At 40.7% G+C, this 18033-nt stretch carries 20 protein-coding genes and 1 pseudogene; 9 read left to right on the top strand and 12 right to left on the bottom strand.

What is annotated here, in order from left to right:
* Positions 1 to 50: 50 nt before the first annotated feature.
* From VB620_RS02655 to cysC, 3 genes and pseudogenes are all read left to right on the top strand, one after another.
* A pseudogene (locus VB620_RS02655) lies at positions 51 to 731 on the top strand (glycosyltransferase family 2 protein); the annotation flags it as partial.
* A 96-nt stretch (positions 732 to 827) separates the two neighbouring features.
* Positions 828 to 1760 (top strand): glycosyltransferase family 2 protein, encoded by a 933-nt coding sequence (locus VB620_RS02650; protein WP_323194610.1) that lies wholly within the window; start codon positions 828 to 830, stop codon positions 1758 to 1760.
* 177 nt (positions 1761 to 1937) lie between these two features.
* Positions 1938 to 2474: an adenylyl-sulfate kinase gene (cysC, locus tag VB620_RS02645; protein WP_323194574.1), complete on the top strand. Its 537-nt coding sequence runs from the start codon at positions 1938 to 1940 to the stop codon at positions 2472 to 2474.
* Positions 2475 to 2602: 128 nt separating this feature from the next.
* On the opposite strand, the gene bioF is transcribed toward cysC, so the two are convergent.
* From bioF to VB620_RS02625, 4 genes are all read right to left on the bottom strand, one after another.
* Positions 2603 to 3769, bottom strand: a complete 1167-nt coding sequence (gene bioF / locus VB620_RS02640; RefSeq protein WP_323194573.1) for an 8-amino-7-oxononanoate synthase — start codon at positions 3767 to 3769, stop codon at positions 2603 to 2605.
* 221 nt (positions 3770 to 3990) lie between these two features.
* On the bottom strand, positions 3991 to 4635 hold the full coding sequence (gene ruvA, locus VB620_RS02635; protein ID WP_323194572.1) for a Holliday junction branch migration protein RuvA: 645 nt from the start codon (positions 4633 to 4635) through the stop codon (positions 3991 to 3993).
* Positions 4632 to 5381 (bottom strand): sucrose-phosphate phosphatase, encoded by a 750-nt coding sequence (locus VB620_RS02630; RefSeq protein ID WP_323194571.1) that lies wholly within the window; start codon positions 5379 to 5381, stop codon positions 4632 to 4634. The genes ruvA and VB620_RS02630 overlap by 4 nt, the downstream gene beginning before the upstream one ends.
* Before the next feature lie 517 nt (positions 5382 to 5898).
* Positions 5899 to 6051 carry a hypothetical protein gene (locus tag VB620_RS02625; protein ID WP_323194570.1) on the bottom strand — a complete coding sequence of 51 codons (153 nt, stop codon included), beginning with the start codon at positions 6049 to 6051 and terminating at the stop codon, positions 5899 to 5901.
* Positions 6052 to 6157: 106 nt separating this feature from the next.
* Between VB620_RS02625 and VB620_RS02620 the strand changes: the two genes are divergently transcribed.
* Together VB620_RS02620 and VB620_RS02615 are read left to right on the top strand one after the other, a co-directional pair.
* Positions 6158 to 6406, top strand: coding sequence for a hypothetical protein (locus VB620_RS02620; protein ID WP_323194569.1), 249 nt, complete (start codon positions 6158 to 6160; stop codon positions 6404 to 6406).
* Complete coding sequence (locus VB620_RS02615) at positions 6406 to 6825, top strand: type II toxin-antitoxin system VapC family toxin (RefSeq protein WP_323194568.1); 420 nt, start codon at positions 6406 to 6408, stop codon at positions 6823 to 6825. The genes VB620_RS02620 and VB620_RS02615 overlap by 1 nt, the downstream gene beginning before the upstream one ends.
* On the opposite strand, the gene VB620_RS02610 is transcribed toward VB620_RS02615, so the two are convergent.
* Positions 6809 to 6970 (bottom strand): hypothetical protein, encoded by a 162-nt coding sequence (locus VB620_RS02610; RefSeq protein WP_323194567.1) that lies wholly within the window; start codon positions 6968 to 6970, stop codon positions 6809 to 6811. The genes VB620_RS02615 and VB620_RS02610 overlap by 17 nt on opposite strands.
* Positions 6971 to 7006: 36 nt before the next feature.
* Entirely contained in the window at positions 7007 to 7465 is a 459-nt protein-coding gene (locus VB620_RS02605; protein WP_323194566.1) for a hypothetical protein, read from the bottom strand.
* 298 nt (positions 7466 to 7763) lie between these two features.
* Here VB620_RS02605 and VB620_RS02600 point away from each other — a divergent pair, with 298 nt between their 5' ends.
* The gene (locus tag VB620_RS02600; protein WP_323194565.1) at positions 7764 to 11486 is read left to right on the top strand and encodes a WD40 domain-containing protein; all 3723 of its coding nucleotides are present in this window, start codon (positions 7764 to 7766) and stop codon (positions 11484 to 11486) included.
* 124 nt (positions 11487 to 11610) lie between these two features.
* On the top strand, positions 11611 to 11844 hold the full coding sequence (locus VB620_RS02595) for a hypothetical protein (protein WP_323194564.1): 234 nt from the start codon (positions 11611 to 11613) through the stop codon (positions 11842 to 11844).
* 279 nt (positions 11845 to 12123) lie between these two features.
* Here the strand turns inward: VB620_RS02595 and VB620_RS02590 are convergent, their stop codons facing one another.
* The 6 genes from VB620_RS02590 to VB620_RS02565 form a co-directional block, all read right to left on the bottom strand.
* Positions 12124 to 12987 (bottom strand): mechanosensitive ion channel family protein, encoded by an 864-nt coding sequence (locus VB620_RS02590; RefSeq protein WP_323194563.1) that lies wholly within the window; start codon positions 12985 to 12987, stop codon positions 12124 to 12126.
* Between the two features lie 2 nt (positions 12988 to 12989).
* Entirely contained in the window at positions 12990 to 14174 is a 1185-nt protein-coding gene (locus VB620_RS02585) for a hypothetical protein (RefSeq protein WP_323194562.1), read from the bottom strand.
* A 54-nt stretch (positions 14175 to 14228) separates the two neighbouring features.
* Positions 14229 to 14465 (bottom strand): exodeoxyribonuclease VII small subunit, encoded by a 237-nt coding sequence (xseB, locus tag VB620_RS02580; RefSeq protein WP_323194561.1) that lies wholly within the window; start codon positions 14463 to 14465, stop codon positions 14229 to 14231.
* Between the two features lie 425 nt (positions 14466 to 14890).
* Positions 14891 to 16126, bottom strand: a complete 1236-nt coding sequence (gene xseA, locus VB620_RS02575) for an exodeoxyribonuclease VII large subunit (RefSeq protein WP_323194560.1) — start codon at positions 16124 to 16126, stop codon at positions 14891 to 14893.
* A 68-nt stretch (positions 16127 to 16194) separates the two neighbouring features.
* Complete coding sequence (locus VB620_RS02570) at positions 16195 to 16620, bottom strand: HNH endonuclease (protein ID WP_323194559.1); 426 nt, start codon at positions 16618 to 16620, stop codon at positions 16195 to 16197.
* A complete protein-coding gene (locus VB620_RS02565; RefSeq protein ID WP_323194558.1) occupies positions 16617 to 17006 on the bottom strand; it encodes a hypothetical protein in 390 nt (129 codons plus the stop codon). Before VB620_RS02565 ends, VB620_RS02570 begins: the two co-directional genes overlap by 4 nt.
* A gap of 195 nt (positions 17007 to 17201) precedes the next feature.
* On the opposite strand from VB620_RS02565, the gene VB620_RS02560 reads away from it, so the two are divergent.
* Positions 17202 to 17435: a hypothetical protein gene (locus tag VB620_RS02560; protein ID WP_323194557.1), complete on the top strand. Its 234-nt coding sequence runs from the start codon at positions 17202 to 17204 to the stop codon at positions 17433 to 17435.
* Entirely contained in the window at positions 17428 to 17856 is a 429-nt protein-coding gene (locus VB620_RS02555) for a type II toxin-antitoxin system VapC family toxin (protein WP_323194556.1), read from the top strand. The genes VB620_RS02560 and VB620_RS02555 overlap by 8 nt, the downstream gene beginning before the upstream one ends.
* The last annotated feature ends 177 nt before the right edge of the window (positions 17857 to 18033 follow it).

The following is an 18033-nucleotide window of genomic DNA, read 5'->3' as shown; positions in this document are numbered from 1 at the left end:
TAGGGTCATTATGCAGGAAATTTTAAATTACAATCAGGAGCTACACAATTATGAATCAAAATCCTTTAGTTTCTTGCATTATCATCTTCCTCAATGGTGAAAAATTTATTGAGGAAGCAATTGAAAGTGTCTTTAGCCAAACTTATGAAAATTGGGAACTACTGCTTGTAGATGATGGTTCAACAGATAACAGTACCGTTATTGCCAAATCTTATGCTCAGAAATATCCAAAAAAAGTCCGCTATTGACAACATGACAATCATCAAAATCGTGGTATGAGTGCTTCGCGTAACTTGGGAATTGATTATGCAAAGGGCAAGTATATCGCTTTTTTAGATGCTGATGATATTTGGTTATCTCACAAATTAGCACAGCAAGTTAAGATTTTAGAATCTCAATCACAAGCAGCAATGGTGTATGGTAATACTCTGTTTTGGTATAGTTGGAAAAATGATCTTGATGCTCCCTTAGCTGACTATTTGATGAAACTGGGTTTCCCTGCTAATACTCTTGTAGAACCTTCTAAAATGTTAATCCCATTTTTAAAAGATAGTATTCAAACTCCCACTCCATCTGATACTTTGATTCACAAAGATGTATTTGATAATATTGGTAGATTTGAAGAGAACTTTCGAGGTTATGGGGAGGATAGAATTTTTTATTTAAAAGTGATCCTAAACGCCCCTATTTTTGTGACTAATGAATGTTGGACAAAATATCGCCAGCATGATGATTCTTGCTGTGCTATTTCCACTCAAAATGGACAAATTTTTTATGCCTATCAAGCTTATTTTAACTGGATTAAAATTTATTTATCTGAACAAGGAATGAAAGGTACAAAGGTTTGGCAGATTGTCCAAAAAGAAAGAATTCGTTATGTTCACCCTCTTTTCTACTATTTAGATGATGGCTCAACGGATAATAGCACGGTTATCGCCTTAGAATACGCTCAAAAATATCCAAAAAAAATCCGCTATCTGGAACATGAAAATCATCAAAACCTTGGGATGAGTGCTTCTCGTAATTGGGGAATTGATCACGCTCAAGGTGAGTATATTGCTTTTTTGGATTCTGATGATGTCTGGTTGTCTCATAAATTAGAACGGCAAGTTGCAATTTTAGAATCTGAACCAGAAGCGGCAATGGTTTATGGATGGGTACAAATTTGGTATAGCTGGACAGGTAATCCTGAAGATAGTCAAAGAGATTATTTTATGGAATTAAGAGTACCACCAAATACTCTGATCCAACCTCCAAAATTACTGATTAATATACTAACCGATCGTGATCAACGAGTGGGAGCTAGCAACCTCATGATTCGACAAGAAGTGTTTAAAAAATTTGGTCGCTTTGAAGAAAATTTTCGAGAATGGGGAGAAGATTATATCTTTTTCATCAAGGGGTCTTTAAATGTATCAATATTTGTATCAGGAGAGTGCTGGGTGAAATATAGGAAACATGAAAATTCGACTACTGCTACTCTTGAAAATAGCCAAAAATTTTCTGATTTTAAAGATGTCCTTAACTGGGTAGAAAAATATTTCATGGAACAGGGAATGAAGGATCATGAAGTTTGGAGAACATTTCAAAAATTACGATTTCCCTATCGTTCTCCTGTTTTATACTTTCTATGGCGTGGTTATTTGGAATTAGCTATTTCTATAGGTCGGCAGATATTACCTGTGAGATTTCGCCATTGGTTATGGATAAATATAGTTAGCAAATTATATCAGATAAAAATAGAAAAACCAATTCAGTAAAATGTCAAACTCTAACCCTAAAATTGCTTTTTTTATCCCTTCTCTTGATTGTGGTGGACTTGAAAGGAATGGTCTCAACCTAATCCAACCAAAAAACCTAAAATTATAGTATTGCAAGCATCTTGCTTGCATCCCTTATCCAAATTAAAAGCACAATAGCTTTAACAGGAGATAAACATGAACTATTCAGGATTTACCTTATGGTTTACTGGACTAAGCGGTGCTGGTAAAACCACAATTTCCCAAGGAGTAGCATCCCACTTAAAAACACGAGGTTTTCCCGTAGAGATTTTAGATGGAGACGTAGTGAGAACTCATCTTTCTCAAGGATTAGGATTCAGCAAGGAAGATAGAGATATTAACGTTCGTCGGATTGGATTTGTGGCTAGTTTATTAAGTCGTCATCAAGTAATTGTGATTGTCTCCGCTATTAGTCCCTATCAAAAAACCAGAGAAGAAGTAAGAGAAATGACAAAAAACTTTGTGGAAGTTTATGTAAAGGCATCCTTGGATACTTGCGAAAAAAGAGATGTGAAAGGTTTATATGCAAAAGCTAGAAATGGAGAAATTAAACAATTTACAGGTATTGATGATCCCTATGAAGAACCTGTCAATCCTGAAATTATTTGTAATACTGAAGATGAAACTGTTGACAAAAGTATAACTAAAGTAATGTCTTATCTAAAACAAATGGGATATCTTTCAATTTCATAATAACTCTATTCAACTAATCACACCACCAAACAAAAACATCAAATATTATTTGAAATGACTAACCCAGTGTTTTTCAAAAGTTATCTTTCTATGATTTTAACTATACTCTGTTTGGCTTATAGCTAAATTTATAAAATCTCGCTGAGAACTGATACCAATTTTTCTATATGTGCGCTTTCATGAGTTGCCATGACAGATATCCGTATCCGACTTGTGGGAACTGTGGGGGGACGAATCGCTGGCGCAAAAATTCCTTGACTTCTTAGCTGTTTACCAATTCTGAGTGCTTCTGCTGCACTGGCTAACTGTAAACATAGTATGGGTGATTCTGTAGGTAATAATTTCAGGTGGGGTAATTGTTCTGCAATTAACTTTTTGAAGTAATTCACATTCCGCCACAGTTGTTGTAGGTGTTGCGGTTCTTGTTGTACTATTTTAATTGCGGCTAAGGCGGCGGCGGTGTCTGCGGGTGACAGTGCGGTGGTGTAAATCCAAGTGGGGGCGCGATTACGTAAATAATCAATGAGGGTGGCGCTTCCTGCTACGTAGCCGCCTAAACTACCCAAGGCTTTACTTAATGTCCCAATTTGAATTAAGGTTTTACCTGTGCAGTGAAAATGTTCTACGCATCCTGCTCCGGTTTTTCCTAGTACTGCAGTACTATGAGCTTCATCTATGAGCAGCATACAGCTATACTCATCTGCTATCTCTAATAATGCTGGTAAAGGACATAAATCACCATCCATGCTGAAGACGCTATCTGTAATGATTAAAGAACGTCTGTAGTGTTGGCGTTGCCGACTCAATTGAGTTTTTAATGCTGCTAGATCACAGTGAGGATATTCTAAGAACTCTGCACCACTGAGAACTGCCCCATTTTTCAGACTGGAATGATTATACTGGTCAGATAAGATTAAATCACGCTTACCTACTAATGCAGCGATCGCACCCAAGTTGGCTAAATACCCTGAACTAAATACTACTGCATCCTCTGTTTGTTTCCAAGATGCGATCGCCTGTTCCAATTCCCGATGTAATTCTCTATGTCCACTGATTAACCGAGAACCAGTGCTACCTGTACCAAATTTTTCAGTAGCAGTAATTGCAGCTTGTATCAAGCGTGGATCTCCAGCCAATCCCAAATAATCATTACTGGCAAAATTAATTACCTCTTTCCCAGCCAAAAACACAGTAGCACCGGGGCGACCGTCGATTGTCTGTACAGAGCGATACCAGTTAGCTTTGTGAATAGTTGCTAGAGATGATTCTATCCAACTGTAAGGGTCTTGGGGCATAGAGAACAGGGGAGCAGGGAGCAGGGAGAAAGACAATTTTGCAGTTTTTGCACGGATGCACAGAATGATAACTAATTAGGCGGACATGATATAAGCAGTACCAATAAAATATAGATGCAAGCCTGAAAACCCAGTCTTTCTGAATTACGAATTACGAATTACGAACTACGAATTACGAATTACGAATTACGAACTACGAACTACGAATTACGAATTACGAATTACGAATTAGTAACTGCTTCAGTGCTGCTCAGATATGCGATCGCCTGTTTAATCCAGTCTTCCACATAAGCATCTTTGGGTAGTCCCACATCTTCGCTGACTACGTGTAAAGCGTGACTCACTTCATTGGCGGTATATCCCAGAGCGAAAAGAGTCATTTGCACTTCTTCTAAAATCCCTGGTGCAGGGCCGCCTGTGGCGACGAAGAACCCTGCTGATTTGCGCCACTCGACTAACTTGGTTTTCAGTTCCAAACAGATGCGCTCTGCGGTTTTTTTGCCCACACCAGGGGATTGAATTAATATTTGGGTGTTACCGGCGATAATGGCTTGGACTAAATCTGGTACTTCCAAAGTATCCAAGAGGGCGATCGCTAAAGCCGCCCCAATACCACTCACAGTTAGCAATTGGCGGAACAAATCACGTTCTGCGGGTGAAGCAAAGCCGTAGAGAAACGGCACTTCATCCCGAATTTGCAGATGGGTAAAAATCTGTGTCACTCCGCCCGAATCTGGCAATTGCTGTGCCAGGCGTTGCGGAACTTGCAAATCATAGCCCAAATTATTCACTTCGAGAGTCAACATCACGCGACCCCCGCCAATTGTTTGAATACCAGCGACAATCCCTTTGAGATAGCTAATCATTCTAAGAAACCAAAGTACTTGAGACCTTCGAGAATTCCACCAGCACAAACAGCCTGTGCCAGGTAACGATAGTTAGCGGGATGCTCCTTGTGCCACTTAAGTAACTCTGGACGTGCATTCCCAACTATGATTCCCCGTTCCTCGCCGACAGCGAATAAAGCAATATCATTACCTGAATCGCCACAGACAACTGTTTGTTCTGCTGCAAAGCTCCACTTTCGACGGAGAAACTGCATTGCCTGACCTTTATCGCTGGTAAGTGGCACAATGTCAAGGTCAATACCGCTACTATAGATTAATTTTATATTTAATTTAGATTTGAGTAAATCTGCCTCTAGTTGCGGTAGCACATTTGCTGCTACTTCTTGCTTTAGGAAAAAACTGACTTTAAAAGCACGTTGTTCTGAGTCTGGTTGTAGTTCTAATTCCGGAAAAGACTGGGCGATTTTTAATACCAATTGACTATCCCATCCAGAGGAGAGGATTTGTGACCAACCCGCATCGGGAGTATCTTTACCGTCCAGATAAATTTCCGTACCCACAGAGAGAACTAAAGCATCTGGTTCCATGAGATTTTTTTCTTTTTGGAGTTCGCGGTAGAGAATAGGCGATCGCCCTGTAGCATAAACAATCTTAGACCCGTATTCTTGACGGTGTTGAGTCAGTGATTGTGTCAGTACGGCTAAAGCATCGTCATCACCTACGAAGGTGTTATCTAAGTCAGAGACAAAAAGAAATGGTTTCATGATTTTGATATATTGCCAGTTAGTAGTTGCAAAAAGACCTGAAAATTTTAAACTTGACTGTAACAGATTTTGGCTCTTGTGTATTCCCAAGACTCGTTGCACCCCATTTGTAATAAGGTGTAAGTATCCTGGACATCAGAACCATTACCCAGTAAACTCCGTAGTTCTGTCTTTTCCAACCAGTTGTTTTTGAGCAGAGGAATGGTTTTATTAGATAACAGGCTGACGCGATCGCTATAACTAATTTGTTCCTTGGGAATTGCATCACCCTGAACTAACCAAACTTGACCGTATTTGCCTGGTTGTCCATCTGCACCTTTGCGGCCTCGTTCACCAGTCTGCCCATTTTCACAAGTAAAAGTTTTCTGCTCTGACAGACCAATATATTTCCAACCATAACGGTAATTGGCATCCGGGGGCTGCGGCTTAGGTCGGTTTTCCTTTTCATCGTAGAACGCATCACCAGAACAGCGAAATAATTTCTGTTCTACTTCTGTCCAGGTGGCGTTAGCTACATTCAGCTTCGTCCTGGACGACCATCTACTCCATGTCTACCAGCTTGACCAAAAGTTTGGACTTCGGCAGCAGCGATATTGACAGTTAAACAGTTGAGAATTGTCGTTAGCAGGCACAGCTTTAGGATGTACTGAAGGGGGTGATTAATATTCACAGTAATAAATAAATTTGAGGATGTTGATAAGTGAAATTTTAATTCCTTGATAAGTTTAGTTTTGCTAAACTATGACTAACTTAAGTCTGAAGGGAAAATGATAAAAATGACAACATTAGAAATAGCGATCGCCAAAATCAAGAGATTACCTATTGAGCAGCGAAATGAAGTTATTGAATTTATTGAATTTTTAGAATTCAAACTAGGCAAAATTAGTCATATCCAAGAGCAGATAGAAACCAATGAAAAAGAAGTTTCTTTTACTGAAGCAGCACAAGAATTTATTGGTTGTTTAGAGAGCAATCTGGAAGATTTATCTTATAACCCTAATTACATGGAAGGCTTCGGGAAATAATGCGAAAAGGTATCATTCTCGATACAGGGGTTTTAGTAGCCTTTCTGATGCCTAGTGATAAATTTCATCAATGGGCTGTCTCTTCACTGACAAATATTCAGTATCCTGTCTTGACTTGTGAGGCTGTTATAACTGAAGTTTGCTTCTTGTTACAAAGAGTTCATGGGGGACGTGATAAAGCTCTGCAATTAGTCAAACAGGGATATATTGAAATACCTTTTTGCTTATGTGATGAAATTGAATCTGTTGAAAAGCTAATGCAACGTTATGATTCTGTACCAATATCTTTGGCAGATGCGTGTTTAGTGAGGATGTCCGAAATTTATATAGAGAGTTCAGTGCTTACATTAGATAGTGATTTTAGGATTTATCGTCAACATCGCAATCAAGAAATTTCTGTGATTATGCCTGATATTTGATAGTTTTGGGTAGCTTGTCGGTTAATTTCAGAAATTGAAGAAAGCGATCGCTAATGAGTGATATGAATATGGACAAGCGATCGCCGAAAATTATCGTGTAGTGAAAAGTGCGTAGTTTACCGCCGTAGGCATCGCTTGAAATCATCCTGTAATTGAGAGTGCTTGCTTCACGGTTCAAAGGTCAAGGTTGACAAAACCAGAAACCATTAGGCTCGAATACTCTTCCTCGTAAACGTCCTTCCCAGCAAGTATCCCATTTAGCTCCACCGACAGGTTTAGCTTGACCACCAGCAATCTCCCAGTAATAACCTACGTTGCTCACAACATTTCCAAAGTACCAAGTTCCACGACTAGTCAAGTTAGGATTAGCACAAATCCAAAAGCCATTGGACTGAAAATCGCGTCCCAACAAAGTAGTTCCTTGAGGGCAAGTGTCCCATTTTGCATTTCCTGCCGCGATTTTCGTAGAGTCTCCTGAACCATCAAATCTCCAAAGATAGCCTTTATTAGCGCGTACAGTGCCGACAAATACTAAATTTTCTTTAGAGGATGTTTGAGCCTGATCCATGTGGAATGTAACTCCTAGCCCCAAACTTGTCAGGAGAAGAAGTAATTTTATCGCCGGAAATTTTTTAATCATTTGCTTATTTTTCTATACTGTGAATTACTAAGTTGTTAATTTGAGAAAGCGATCTCGCAAAATGTATTTTATGTTTCACTTTGTACCTCTATAAGTAGCCATGTCTTTGTCCTTATTATTGCTAAGATTTTTGACCGATGTGATCTCTTTTCAAGAGTCTACTGCTTTGTATAAAGTTTGACGGTCGGAAAAGGTCGGAAAAAAGTCGGATCTTTTTGATAAATTTACGTAAACTTTTTTAACAAATAAGACTTATGGTGCGAATATCGTAGTTAATTTAGTATTGCTAAATCGGTAAATGACAGTAGAAGAGGCGATGCCTACGGCTAGTGAAGCGATCGCACTAGTCGAGCGGTTATTAAAACGGGGACACTTAACAAAAGTTCAAAAAATCGTCTTCTGTCAGTCATGGGTAGGACAGACGTACTTCGATATGGCTACAGAGTTCGATTATGATTATGGTCATATTAAAGACGTTGGTTCTGAACTGTGGCGATCGCTCTCCCAAGCTTTAGGTGAAAAAGTTACCAAGAACAATCTGCATCGTGTATTGCAGCGAGCCGCACAACGCAAACATTATCCAAACACCTCATCAACTGGAAATTACCACCCCTCCAACTCCCAAACAGACTGGGGAAACGCGCCTGATGTGTCAGTATTTTTTGGACGCACAGAAGAACTAGAAAAACTAGAAAACTGGATTATCCGCGATCGCACTCGCTGTGTAGCAATTGTGGGAATGCGAGGAATCGGCAAAACCCATCTTTCTATCAAATTAGGACTAGGGGGAATAGGCAAAACCCATCTTTCTATCAAATTAGGACTAGGGGGAATAGGCAAAACAGACCTATCACTTCAATTAGCCAAAGGTATCCAGGAAGAATTTGAGTTTGTCATCTGGCGATCGCTCATCAACGCTCCTCCCCTGTCTGAATTACTTACCAACCTCATTAAAATTGTTTCTAAACAACAGCAAACAACATTACCAGACAAAATTAGCGATCGCATCTCTTTATTACTCCAGTACCTCAAAAGCCATCGCTGTCTCATCATCCTAGATAACGTTGAAACCCTTCTCCAAGAAGCAGATCCCATCGGTCGCTATCGGCCTGACTACGAAGATTATGGACAGTTAATTAAACAAATTGGAGAAGTACCCCATCAAAGTTGCTTACTGCTGACCAGCCGTGAAAAACCCCAAGAAATCATCTTAATGGATGGCCCCACTCGTCCCGTGCGGTCTCTAGTCTTAAGGGGATTAGACATTCAAGCTGGAAAACAAATTCTTCAAGAACTAGGCGATTTTACAGCCAGTGAAGAAGATTGGCTAGAGTTGATTCAGCTTTATGATGGCAACCCTTTAGCACTGCAACTAGCTGGTAAACACATCCTAGAAATATTTTTTGGCAGTGTTACCGACTTTTTAAAAGAAGGTAAGCCAGTCTTTCACGACCTACAAGAACTCCTATCCTGGCACTTCCAACGCCTCCCCAAAGAATGTTGTGAACTGCTGTACTGGTTAGCAATTAATCGAGAACCAGTTACCCTATCCGAATTAAGAGAAGATGTAATCTTATCAACAGCTAAGGCGGCACTACCAGCAACTTTGGGAGTCCTACAACGCAAACTACCCCTAGAGCGCGCAGGAGAACGCTTTACCCTTCAGCCTGTATTAATGGAATATATAACAGATCAATTAGTAACTTTAACCTTTGGGGAAATTCTCAATCAAAAACATGAACTTCTCCGAAATTATGCCTTAATTAAAGCCCAGAGTAAAGACTATATCAGACAGGCACAAATTCGGCTCATTCTCACACCAATTATTGATAGTTTAATATCAGCTTTAGGTAATCCCCAGCAGATTCAGGTTCAGTTACAGAAACTTCTCAAAAAATTAAAACAAGAAGCCTTAACCCATTCTGGATATGCCGCCGGCAACATCCTCAATCTTCTCGTACAAATTCCAGCCAACTTAAGTAAATATGATTTTTCTGGGCTAAGGATTTGCCAAGCATATTTACAAGATGTCAACTTACAAAATGTCAACTTTTCCCACTGTTCTTTTTCTAAATCTATTTTTACTCAATCTTTCAATGGCGTTTTATCAATTGCCTTCAGTCCTGACGGTCAAACCCTAGCCAGTGCTAATGCCAACTGTGAAATTCATGTATGGCAAGTTGCAGATCAACAACGTCTTTTAACTTTGCAAGGACATACCAATTGGGTACGCAGAATTGCCTTTAGCCCCAATGGAGAGTTACTTGCTAGTGCTAGTGAAGATTCAACTGTGAAAGTATGGCAATTACAGTCCGGTAAATGTTTGTTTACCTTATCCGAGCATATAGGCAGTGTGTATTCAGTGGCTTTTAGTCCCAATGGTTCTTTGTTAGCTAGTGCTGGTAATGACCTCACCATTAGGATTTGGCAGGTATCAGCAGGCTGTTGTCTAAAAATTCTCCACGGACATAGTGCTGGCGTGTTGTCCGTTCATTTTAGCCCAGATGGTCAACGACTTGTCAGCAGTGGCTTTGATAATCTGATCAAGATTTGGGACGTGGAAACTGGAGAATGTCTGTATACGATTACGGAACATGAGAACTGGATTAGAACAACTTACTTCAGTCCCAATGGCGCGTTCCTAGTCAGTTGCAGTTGCGATCGCACCGTGAGGATTTGGAATAGTGAAAACTATCAGTGTATAAGAATCCTTCAAGGTCACACCGGATGGGTATGGAAGGTAGTTTGGAGTAAGGATAATCGCTTATTAGCTAGTGCTGGTGCAGACCAGGCTATCCGAATTTGGGATGTGGAGACGGGTACTTGCCTGCATACTCTTAAGGGTCACAACCATCAAATCTGGGGTCTGGCCTTTAGTCCAGATAATCAAACTCTTGCTAGTGGTAGTGAAGACCAAACAATTAGGCTATGGCAAGTTAGTAACGGTAAGTGTATTGCTTGCATTCACGGATATAATAATTGGGCTAAGACTGTAACTTTTAGCCCCAATGCTCAAATACTGGCCAGTGGACACAAAGATAATACTTTGAGAATTTGGGACATCAGTAGTGGGGAATGTCTGCGCGAGTTTAAAGCCTACTCCCAAGGTTTACCAGCCGTGGCTTTTCACCCCAATTTGGAGATAGTTGCCGGGGGTAGCCAAGATGCCACTATCAAACTTTGGGATTTGCAAACTGGTAAATGCAGTCATACTTTCATCGGTCATACAGATGAAGTTTGGTCACTGGCCTTTAGTCCTAATGGCAAGGTGCTGGCTAGTAGCAGTTTCGACCATACTATCAAACTATGGGATCTCAACCTTGGTGAGTGTAGTTTAACTTTACATGGACATACAGATCGAGTAGCGGCGGTAGCCTTTGCACCCCAACAGGATACGAACAACCCTCAAGGACAAATTTTAGCCAGTGGCAGTGACGACTGCACCATCAGGCTTTGGGATTTACAAGCAGGGCGATGTATCAACGTACTAAAGGGACATTCAGGCAGAGTAGGAGCGATCGCCTTTAGTCCAGATGGCAGCTTACTCGCTAGTCCTAGTCTAGATCAAACAGTCAAAATTTGGGATGTGAGTACAGGCGAGTGTTTGCAGACTTTGACAGGACATACAAGCTGGGTAATGGCTGTGAGCTTTAGTCCAGATGGTGAACCAGTTGCGGTGGACGGGTTCCCCGGCATAAGCAAACTGGAGAACCCGAAGGGACAAAAAATTGCCAGTGCCTCCTGCGACCAAACTGTAAAAATCTGGGACGTGAAAGAGGGGCGTTGTTTAAATACTCTCATTGGTCACTCAAATTGGGTATGGTCTGTCGCTTTTTCTAAAGATGGTTCAATTTTGGCTAGTGCTAGTGAAGATGAAACCATTAGACTCTGGGATATGCAATCAGGAACTTGTCTGCGAATACTCAAAGCCAAAAGACCTTATGAAGGCATGAAAATTACAGGTACTAGCGGTTTGACTCAAGCTCAGTTAGCAATGTTAAGAGAACTGGGTGCGGTTTAATCTTTAATTTTGTAACAATTATTTATAAGAGTTTGATAATATTACATAGTTACAGTATTGTACCTCATAACACCGGGAAGTGCTGTAATCCTGGATATCCTGATTCTGACAATTAAAATTATTCGTGTTTTTTTTGTTTTCAATTTATTCAACCTTAACTTTTAAGCTTTACAAAAATGAGTGGAGAACTTTAAAAATAGAAGATTATCAACATTTAATTGAGGGCAAATGTGAAGCAGTTCAAGAATTGTTTAATGACATAGTTTTTCCTGAATTTATCAAGCAGACTTTAGAAGAAGATTTTGAAAAGGTTTTGTCACCCCGCCAGGTAAAAAATATATTTATTGTGCAGTTTTGAGAATTTTTTATCGGGCAAAAGTGGTTTAATTCTTGATCTGTTAAGCTACTGGAGTACGGCATTGATTTTTTATTTTACCCTTTCTCCCAAGATGCCAAATGGGTTCTATAGGACTTACGCAAAAACTTTCTGAAACCCTCTTAACTTCTCTTCTCCTCCGGAGACGCGACGCGGTTGTTGGCGGAGCCTTTCGGAGAGAAGGCTTTACGTGTCCTTTGTGGTTGGTTGTTTCATAATTTTGCGTAAGTCCTGTTTTAGTTGCGGAAGATACGACTGATCCTAATATTGATGATTTTCAGAATTTATTTGAGGATTCCCCTTATTCAAGATTGGATAAAAGATACCATGTTTGGCAAAGGCTTGTTTAGCTCGCCGCATTAAGTCTGTTTGATAAATAAACTCATCTCTAGCATCCATTGGATAAGACCGGAGTTTGAAATGAGTACACCAAGTTAATTCTTCCATCACGACAACAATAGGCAATTTTAACTGGGTGTATCTACTGCTGTAAGCGGCTTGGTATAAAATTCGGATTACTTGGTCACAATCAACGTGATGATTTAAATAGAATTGCGTAACTACTTGTGCTTCCAATTGACCACTATTAGCATTAGAGATAGGCTCTGTCCAAACTTTATTGTGGGGAATGGTAACAGTACTATCATCAGGGGTTTGCAGTCTGACTCCACGTAAGCCGTAACCAATCACCTCGCCATAGTGTTCGCCAATTTGAATGCGATCGCCTACTCGATAGGGAGCCTCAAATAAAGTCACAACCCCAGCAATAATAGAACTTACATAGTCTTTAAATGCAAATCCTAATCCTACAGCAATTGTACCGGTGAGTGCTAAAAGATTGCTTTCCGACAAATTCAAAAATAGGTTGAGCAGGTAAACTACAGTGATGATTAAAATCAGTCCTCGCCAAAAAGGTACTGACTGTTTAATTGTGAGTCGAAATAGACGCGGTACTCGCTCAGATAACCAATTAACGAAAGATTGAATCGAGATAGAAATTGCATAGGCGATAAAAATACTAATCAGAGCTTTGAAAATCTTATTGGCTGTAATCTCAGTAAAAAGTTCTGCTGCTACTCCTTTAGTGTCTAACGATTGAGCAAACAAGCTAGTAGATATAGACATAATTAGTCCTTTCCAATCAAAAAGTTGTTATTAATTAACTCTATTTTGAGGGAAGGATAGTAAGCAGGATAAATATTTAATTGATCACGCTGTTGCACTATCACACCCGCACGCTGAAGCATTTGTACACGCGATCGCACGATTTGTTCATTTTCGCCCAAACTCAGCGCTAAATGACTCCGAGTCATCTCGCCATGTAGCAATAGAGAATGCAAGAGGTAGCGATCTGTAGGAGTTAAATCAGGTAAACTCGGCAAAATCGGCTTCGTTTGTTGGAGGTTAACCGGAATTTCTAGGGTTACACCTTCAGACGTAAGTGTAGACTGGGACTCAGAAACAGCATCAGAGATATCCCCCGTAGGAATCCGTAATCCTTGCAGCCATAATTGAGCAGCCACACTACCCACCCCAGAAGCAAGACTAGCAAGAGATTTCCAGTAATTTTTCTTTGTATCTTCGTCGCTGTCGTCAAGATTTAATTCTTCGGTTACAGGTACTAACCATTTTTGTAGTGCATCACCGTTCAATTTAGGTAGGGGGTGAACTTGTTCTAGGTAAGCACTCACCTGACAAACCTCATCTAGAAATGTCCAAGCCGAATAAGTGCAACCAATCAGCCAAAACCGAGATTTATCCTTGATAACGGTATTTTGCAGAAACTCGATACCTTCCCACCCCTCAATACATCGCAGAAAGCAGTCCGCCAGACTGGGAATCACCACCAAAGTTTGCCTTTGAGTCAGTTCTTGATTAGCATCACTTTCATAATCTGCTGCCTGTGATTCTGGTTCATCACATAAAGCCTGACTAATTGCTTTTTCCAGAGATGAACAATTAGGTGAACGTTGACACTGCGCTAGCGGATAGATAATTTTGCAACCTTTCGAGAACTCATCTGTTAAACTTTCCTGCATAATTTCAGCGATTGGTTCCACCGAACAACCGAGAATCACCAAACTATTGGCAGATGTAACATTTTGCTGCCAATCAGCCAAAGCTGAAGCCAGTGTTTCTTGGATAGCAGTACGATATTCTTGTGGATGGGATAGTTGCCCTAGTTTTTGGGAAAAATGCTGAATAAGATCGTCAGGGGGTTTATTGAGGACATTAGCAGGATTAGTTGTTTTAGCCTGGGAGAGCCAAGACTGAAACCAATGGATAGAAGATCGGAATTTTGCGCCTATCATTATTTAGTGATAATAGTTATTTCCCGTAAAAGATTAATCATAAAAAGGTTCTAACTATGACTCATCAGTCAAAGTTTCAATTAATAGATTGACCTGTTGCTGTCGCTGCTGCAAAAAACTTTCACACTGACCCAAAGACTGAACAGCAGTAGAAAACTGGTCAAACACCTCTTCCAAATCCAACTCACCCGCCTCAATGCGAGCAATAATTTCTTCTATCTCCCGCACCTTCTGCTCATAATTCCCACCCGCCATTAAATCAGAACTTGCAGTACCCTTACGCTTAACCATTCAAACCTCTGTGTCCTCTGCGCCTCTGTGGTTCGTTTTCCATCACCTTTACCAAAAAATGGGGTGTAAAGCCCCGTCTCTTCAGGACGGCTTTCGAGAGCGTGATTTAGGCAAAGAATCTTGATGCATCATAGCCTGTAATCGTTGTAAAATAAATGGCAAGTTCTTCGACATACTTAAGGTATAGGGTTCGACCCAGAAGTTGGGTTGGTAAAATCTTAGACGCACTGTAAGAATGTAGCTGAGTAGTTTAGTTGGGAAGAAACGAGTTGCTAGCGGTAAAATGCACCGACTCAATTAAGTTCTACGAAGCCTAAAGTCAGAAAACCAACTCTGGTAGTTTGGAATAATCCAACTGGTGAGGGCATTTTCCAGTAGGAGAGGAAAAGTTAGACGGGCTTGAGTCCGCATTTTCCGCCAGTATCCTAGAATCCCTGTCCCTTCTGGGGCGGGGAGTATGTCAATTTAACCTCGCCCTGTCCCAACTGAATCAACAAATCTTCACCCACAGCCAACTCAGAAACAGAACGAACTATATCCCCATTTTCCCGCCTAACCACAGCATAACCACGCTTTAACACCGCTTTCGGGTCAAGACTAGCCAACTTTTCTCGCAATAATTCTAAACGCTGCTGGGCTTGGTGCGATCGCCCCATTGTTACCTGTATCAATTGTTGCCTTTTCCAACTTAGCCTTTGCATTTCCTGCTGCACTTGTCTATCTAAGCCCAAACGCCGCAAACCATGACGTAAACTTTGCAACTTATTCTCAGCAGTTTCCGCACATTCCCCTACAGCTTCAGCCAACGCAACTATCCTTTGCCGATGCTGAACATATAAATCTGCAAGAGAAGGGACAACAGTTTCCGCCGCCGCCGTCGGTGTATGTACACAGGCATCAGCAACTAAATCTACCAAAGACTCATCCCGTTCATGACCAATACCAGTAATAACCGGGATAGAACAACTAGCAACCGCCCTCACCACCCGTTCATCATTAAAGCAAGCCAATTCCTCAACCGCACCACCACCCCGTGATAAAATCAGCACCTCAGCCCGACCATCACGATTCACCCGATTAATCGCCTTCACTATCGAATCTGGTGCTTGTTCACCCTGCACCGTCGCGGGAGAAAATAAAACGTGTAAACCGGGATATCTTTGCTTGAGAGTTTTTTGAATATCGCCCCAAGCCGCCGCCGTTGGTGACGTTACCACAGCAATAGTTTGGGGATGCAGAGGTAAAGCACGTTTGCGTTCTGCATCAAATAAACCCTCAGCCAGCAAGCGGCTTTTTAATTGTTGATAGCGTAGCGCCTGTAAACCAGCACCAGCAGGTATAGCTTGCCACACCGATAATTGATACTCTCCCCGTTGCGGGTAAACTCGGATACTACCCAAAATAATTAACTGCTCACCAGCAATTGGCATTTGAGCCAGTTTCGGGATTTGGCTTTTCCACACCACACACTTAATTCCGGCTGTCCCCTCTGGGTCTTGGAGAGTAAAAAATAACCCACTGCGATGGTTGTTAGCACTGGAAACTTCCCCAGTCACCCAAACTTGGCGTAATTGATTATCTTGTTCTAACAGCAAGCGGATATAGTCAGTTAATCCAGCTACTGAAAGCGCTGTATCGGGAATCAGAGAGTTAAAAGTCATTTCAGCGTGGGGGCAAAAGCCTAGTCAAGTTTTAACAAATAAGTTGAGTAGGATTGTAGTAATTTTGCTCACCTTTCAGTTGGTGGATGCCAACCAGCAGAAACCCAAGCTTGCCTGACAGTGACAGCATAGGGGTTATTCAATTGTAAAGCTAAGACAGTTGCACGACCACAGGCGGTTAGACCTGCAATTTGAGTACCATCGTTTATCCAAGTTAGATGACGTGACCATTTTTGTTGACGAGGGTTGAAGAGTTTAACTTTACGGTTTTTCAGTGGATCTTTTGCATGGGTCTGGATGCCTTTATAAGAATTGCATAACCTACAGGCAAGCCACAGATTTTCCTCATCATCAGTACCACCGGCTGCTTTGGGAATAATGTGTTCGATTTCCAGGATTCCTAAAACATACTTTTGAAGACTACGGCAGTAACCGCATTGATTGTTCGCCTGTATCCGTATTCGCGCCCGGACTTCTTCAGAAATTTGGCTCACTGGCTTAAAGGTTCAATCAAGTTACGTCTTACAGCCTCACTCAGTGCAGTTGCTTTCCGCAAAAGTCCTTCCTGATAAACTTGCATCAGGGTTTGTAACTCTAGATGCTCATCTTCGTTAAGAGTACCAGCCTGTTGGCAATCAAGCAGTTCACTTAACCGAGTATCTTGCTCTGGTTCCATTTGCAGTTCGGTCAGTGCCAAGACTTGTTCATCTGTAAGGGTGGAGATAGACTCAAAGCTGTTAACATCTGTACTGACGGGTGGAATCGAGAGTTTAATTGTATCGCTCAGAATGCTGGCAACATCCCGATTTGCTAAATGTGCAAAGCGTTCGGCACGTTGGTAAATCTCATCTGGCAAGGTAATGGTGATTTTGGTACTCATGGCTCTTATAGAGATTCTTCTCTATTATCTCTTGTCTATGTTGCGATCGCTCTAAATCTGCTTAGGAAGCATTCAACAAGTCAGAATCATCACAACAATTTACTTTGATTCTAAGGAAAAAACACTAATAACGCATTCCAGGTTGCGTTACACTATAAACTAATCTATTGATTAATGTAGACGGGTAAAACCATCATGGAAAAAATAGAAGTTGAAGTAGATAGACTTACCTTTGAACGAGCAAAAACTCTGGCGATCGTCAATCAATCAAGTCTATCAGAATTGATTACTAACGTAATTGAACGTTTAGCAGATATTCAGGAGAAAAAAGATCCATTAATGGGATTATATGCTGATGTTCCTGAGATTGTAGATGAAATTGTTGCCGAAGCTATGGAAAAAAGAGGGCATAATTTAGCGGATGAATAACGTGGAAAAGTCCCTACTTGATACGGATATTCTTTCAGAAATTATTAAACGAGCAAATCCTGTTATTATTGCTAAGGCTAATATTTACTTAAATGAATTTGATAAATATACAATTTCTGTAATCACAGTTATGGAAATTGCAGAAGGTTGGCAAAAACGTAAGGAGGAGCAACGTCTTCAGCAGTTCTTAACTATCCTGAATTCACAGGAGATATTATCTTTTGAATTGACAGAAGCTGTATTAGCCGGGAGAATATACGCTGATTTAGAAACAATAGGAAAAAGGATTGGTTATCCTGATTGTATGATTGCTGCTATTGCTATCCATAATAATTTGACTTTAGTTACTGGTAACTTATCTCATTATCAAAGAATTCAAAACTTAGGTTATTCACTCAGACTAGATAATTGGCGTTTATAGTATCGCTCCTGATGCTTTTATCTAGGTTAGATGTACTACTTTGCCCCTACATCTTCTTAGCACTTCGGCAACATTTAGATGCCTTTGCCCTGCGTTGCATAGAGCATCTCAACATGACTAATGATACATTACTTCCATAACATGACTAATACTGTACAGGTAGCGCTGATTAGATTT

Source organism: Nodularia harveyana UHCC-0300 (assembly GCF_034931085.1).
Taxonomy (GTDB): Bacteria; Cyanobacteriota; Cyanobacteriia; order Cyanobacteriales; family Nostocaceae; genus Nodularia; species Nodularia harveyana.
Note: the sequence above shows the minus strand (reverse complement) of the source record. Positions and strands in the feature narration are given on the sequence as shown.

Bases quoted from the DNA above. Each gene is read 5' to 3' on its own strand.
- VB620_RS02650 (WP_323194610.1), top strand. From the start codon at position 828: ATGAAAGGTACAAAGGTTTGGCAGATTGTCCAAAAAGAAAGAATTCGT.
- cysC (WP_323194574.1), top strand. From the start codon at position 1,938: ATGAACTATTCAGGATTTACCTTATGGTTTACTGGACTAAGCGGTGCT.
- bioF (WP_323194573.1), bottom strand. From the start codon at position 3,769: ATGCCCCAAGACCCTTACAGTTGGATAGAATCATCTCTAGCAACTATT.
- ruvA (WP_323194572.1), bottom strand. From the start codon at position 4,635: ATGATTAGCTATCTCAAAGGGATTGTCGCTGGTATTCAAACAATTGGC.
- VB620_RS02630 (WP_323194571.1), bottom strand. From the start codon at position 5,381: ATGAAACCATTTCTTTTTGTCTCTGACTTAGATAACACCTTCGTAGGT.
- VB620_RS02620 (WP_323194569.1), top strand. From the start codon at position 6,158: ATGACAACATTAGAAATAGCGATCGCCAAAATCAAGAGATTACCTATT.
- VB620_RS02615 (WP_323194568.1), top strand. From the start codon at position 6,406: ATGCGAAAAGGTATCATTCTCGATACAGGGGTTTTAGTAGCCTTTCTG.
- VB620_RS02610 (WP_323194567.1), bottom strand. From the start codon at position 6,970: ATGATTTCAAGCGATGCCTACGGCGGTAAACTACGCACTTTTCACTAC.
- VB620_RS02605 (WP_323194566.1), bottom strand. From the start codon at position 7,465: ATGATTAAAAAATTTCCGGCGATAAAATTACTTCTTCTCCTGACAAGT.
- VB620_RS02600 (WP_323194565.1), top strand. From the start codon at position 7,764: ATGACAGTAGAAGAGGCGATGCCTACGGCTAGTGAAGCGATCGCACTA.
- VB620_RS02590 (WP_323194563.1), bottom strand. From the start codon at position 12,987: ATGTCTATATCTACTAGCTTGTTTGCTCAATCGTTAGACACTAAAGGA.
- VB620_RS02585 (WP_323194562.1), bottom strand. From the start codon at position 14,174: ATGATAGGCGCAAAATTCCGATCTTCTATCCATTGGTTTCAGTCTTGG.
- xseB (WP_323194561.1), bottom strand. From the start codon at position 14,465: ATGGTTAAGCGTAAGGGTACTGCAAGTTCTGATTTAATGGCGGGTGGG.
- xseA (WP_323194560.1), bottom strand. From the start codon at position 16,126: ATGACTTTTAACTCTCTGATTCCCGATACAGCGCTTTCAGTAGCTGGA.
- VB620_RS02565 (WP_323194558.1), bottom strand. From the start codon at position 17,006: ATGAGTACCAAAATCACCATTACCTTGCCAGATGAGATTTACCAACGT.
- VB620_RS02560 (WP_323194557.1), top strand. From the start codon at position 17,202: ATGGAAAAAATAGAAGTTGAAGTAGATAGACTTACCTTTGAACGAGCA.
- VB620_RS02555 (WP_323194556.1), top strand. From the start codon at position 17,428: ATGAATAACGTGGAAAAGTCCCTACTTGATACGGATATTCTTTCAGAA.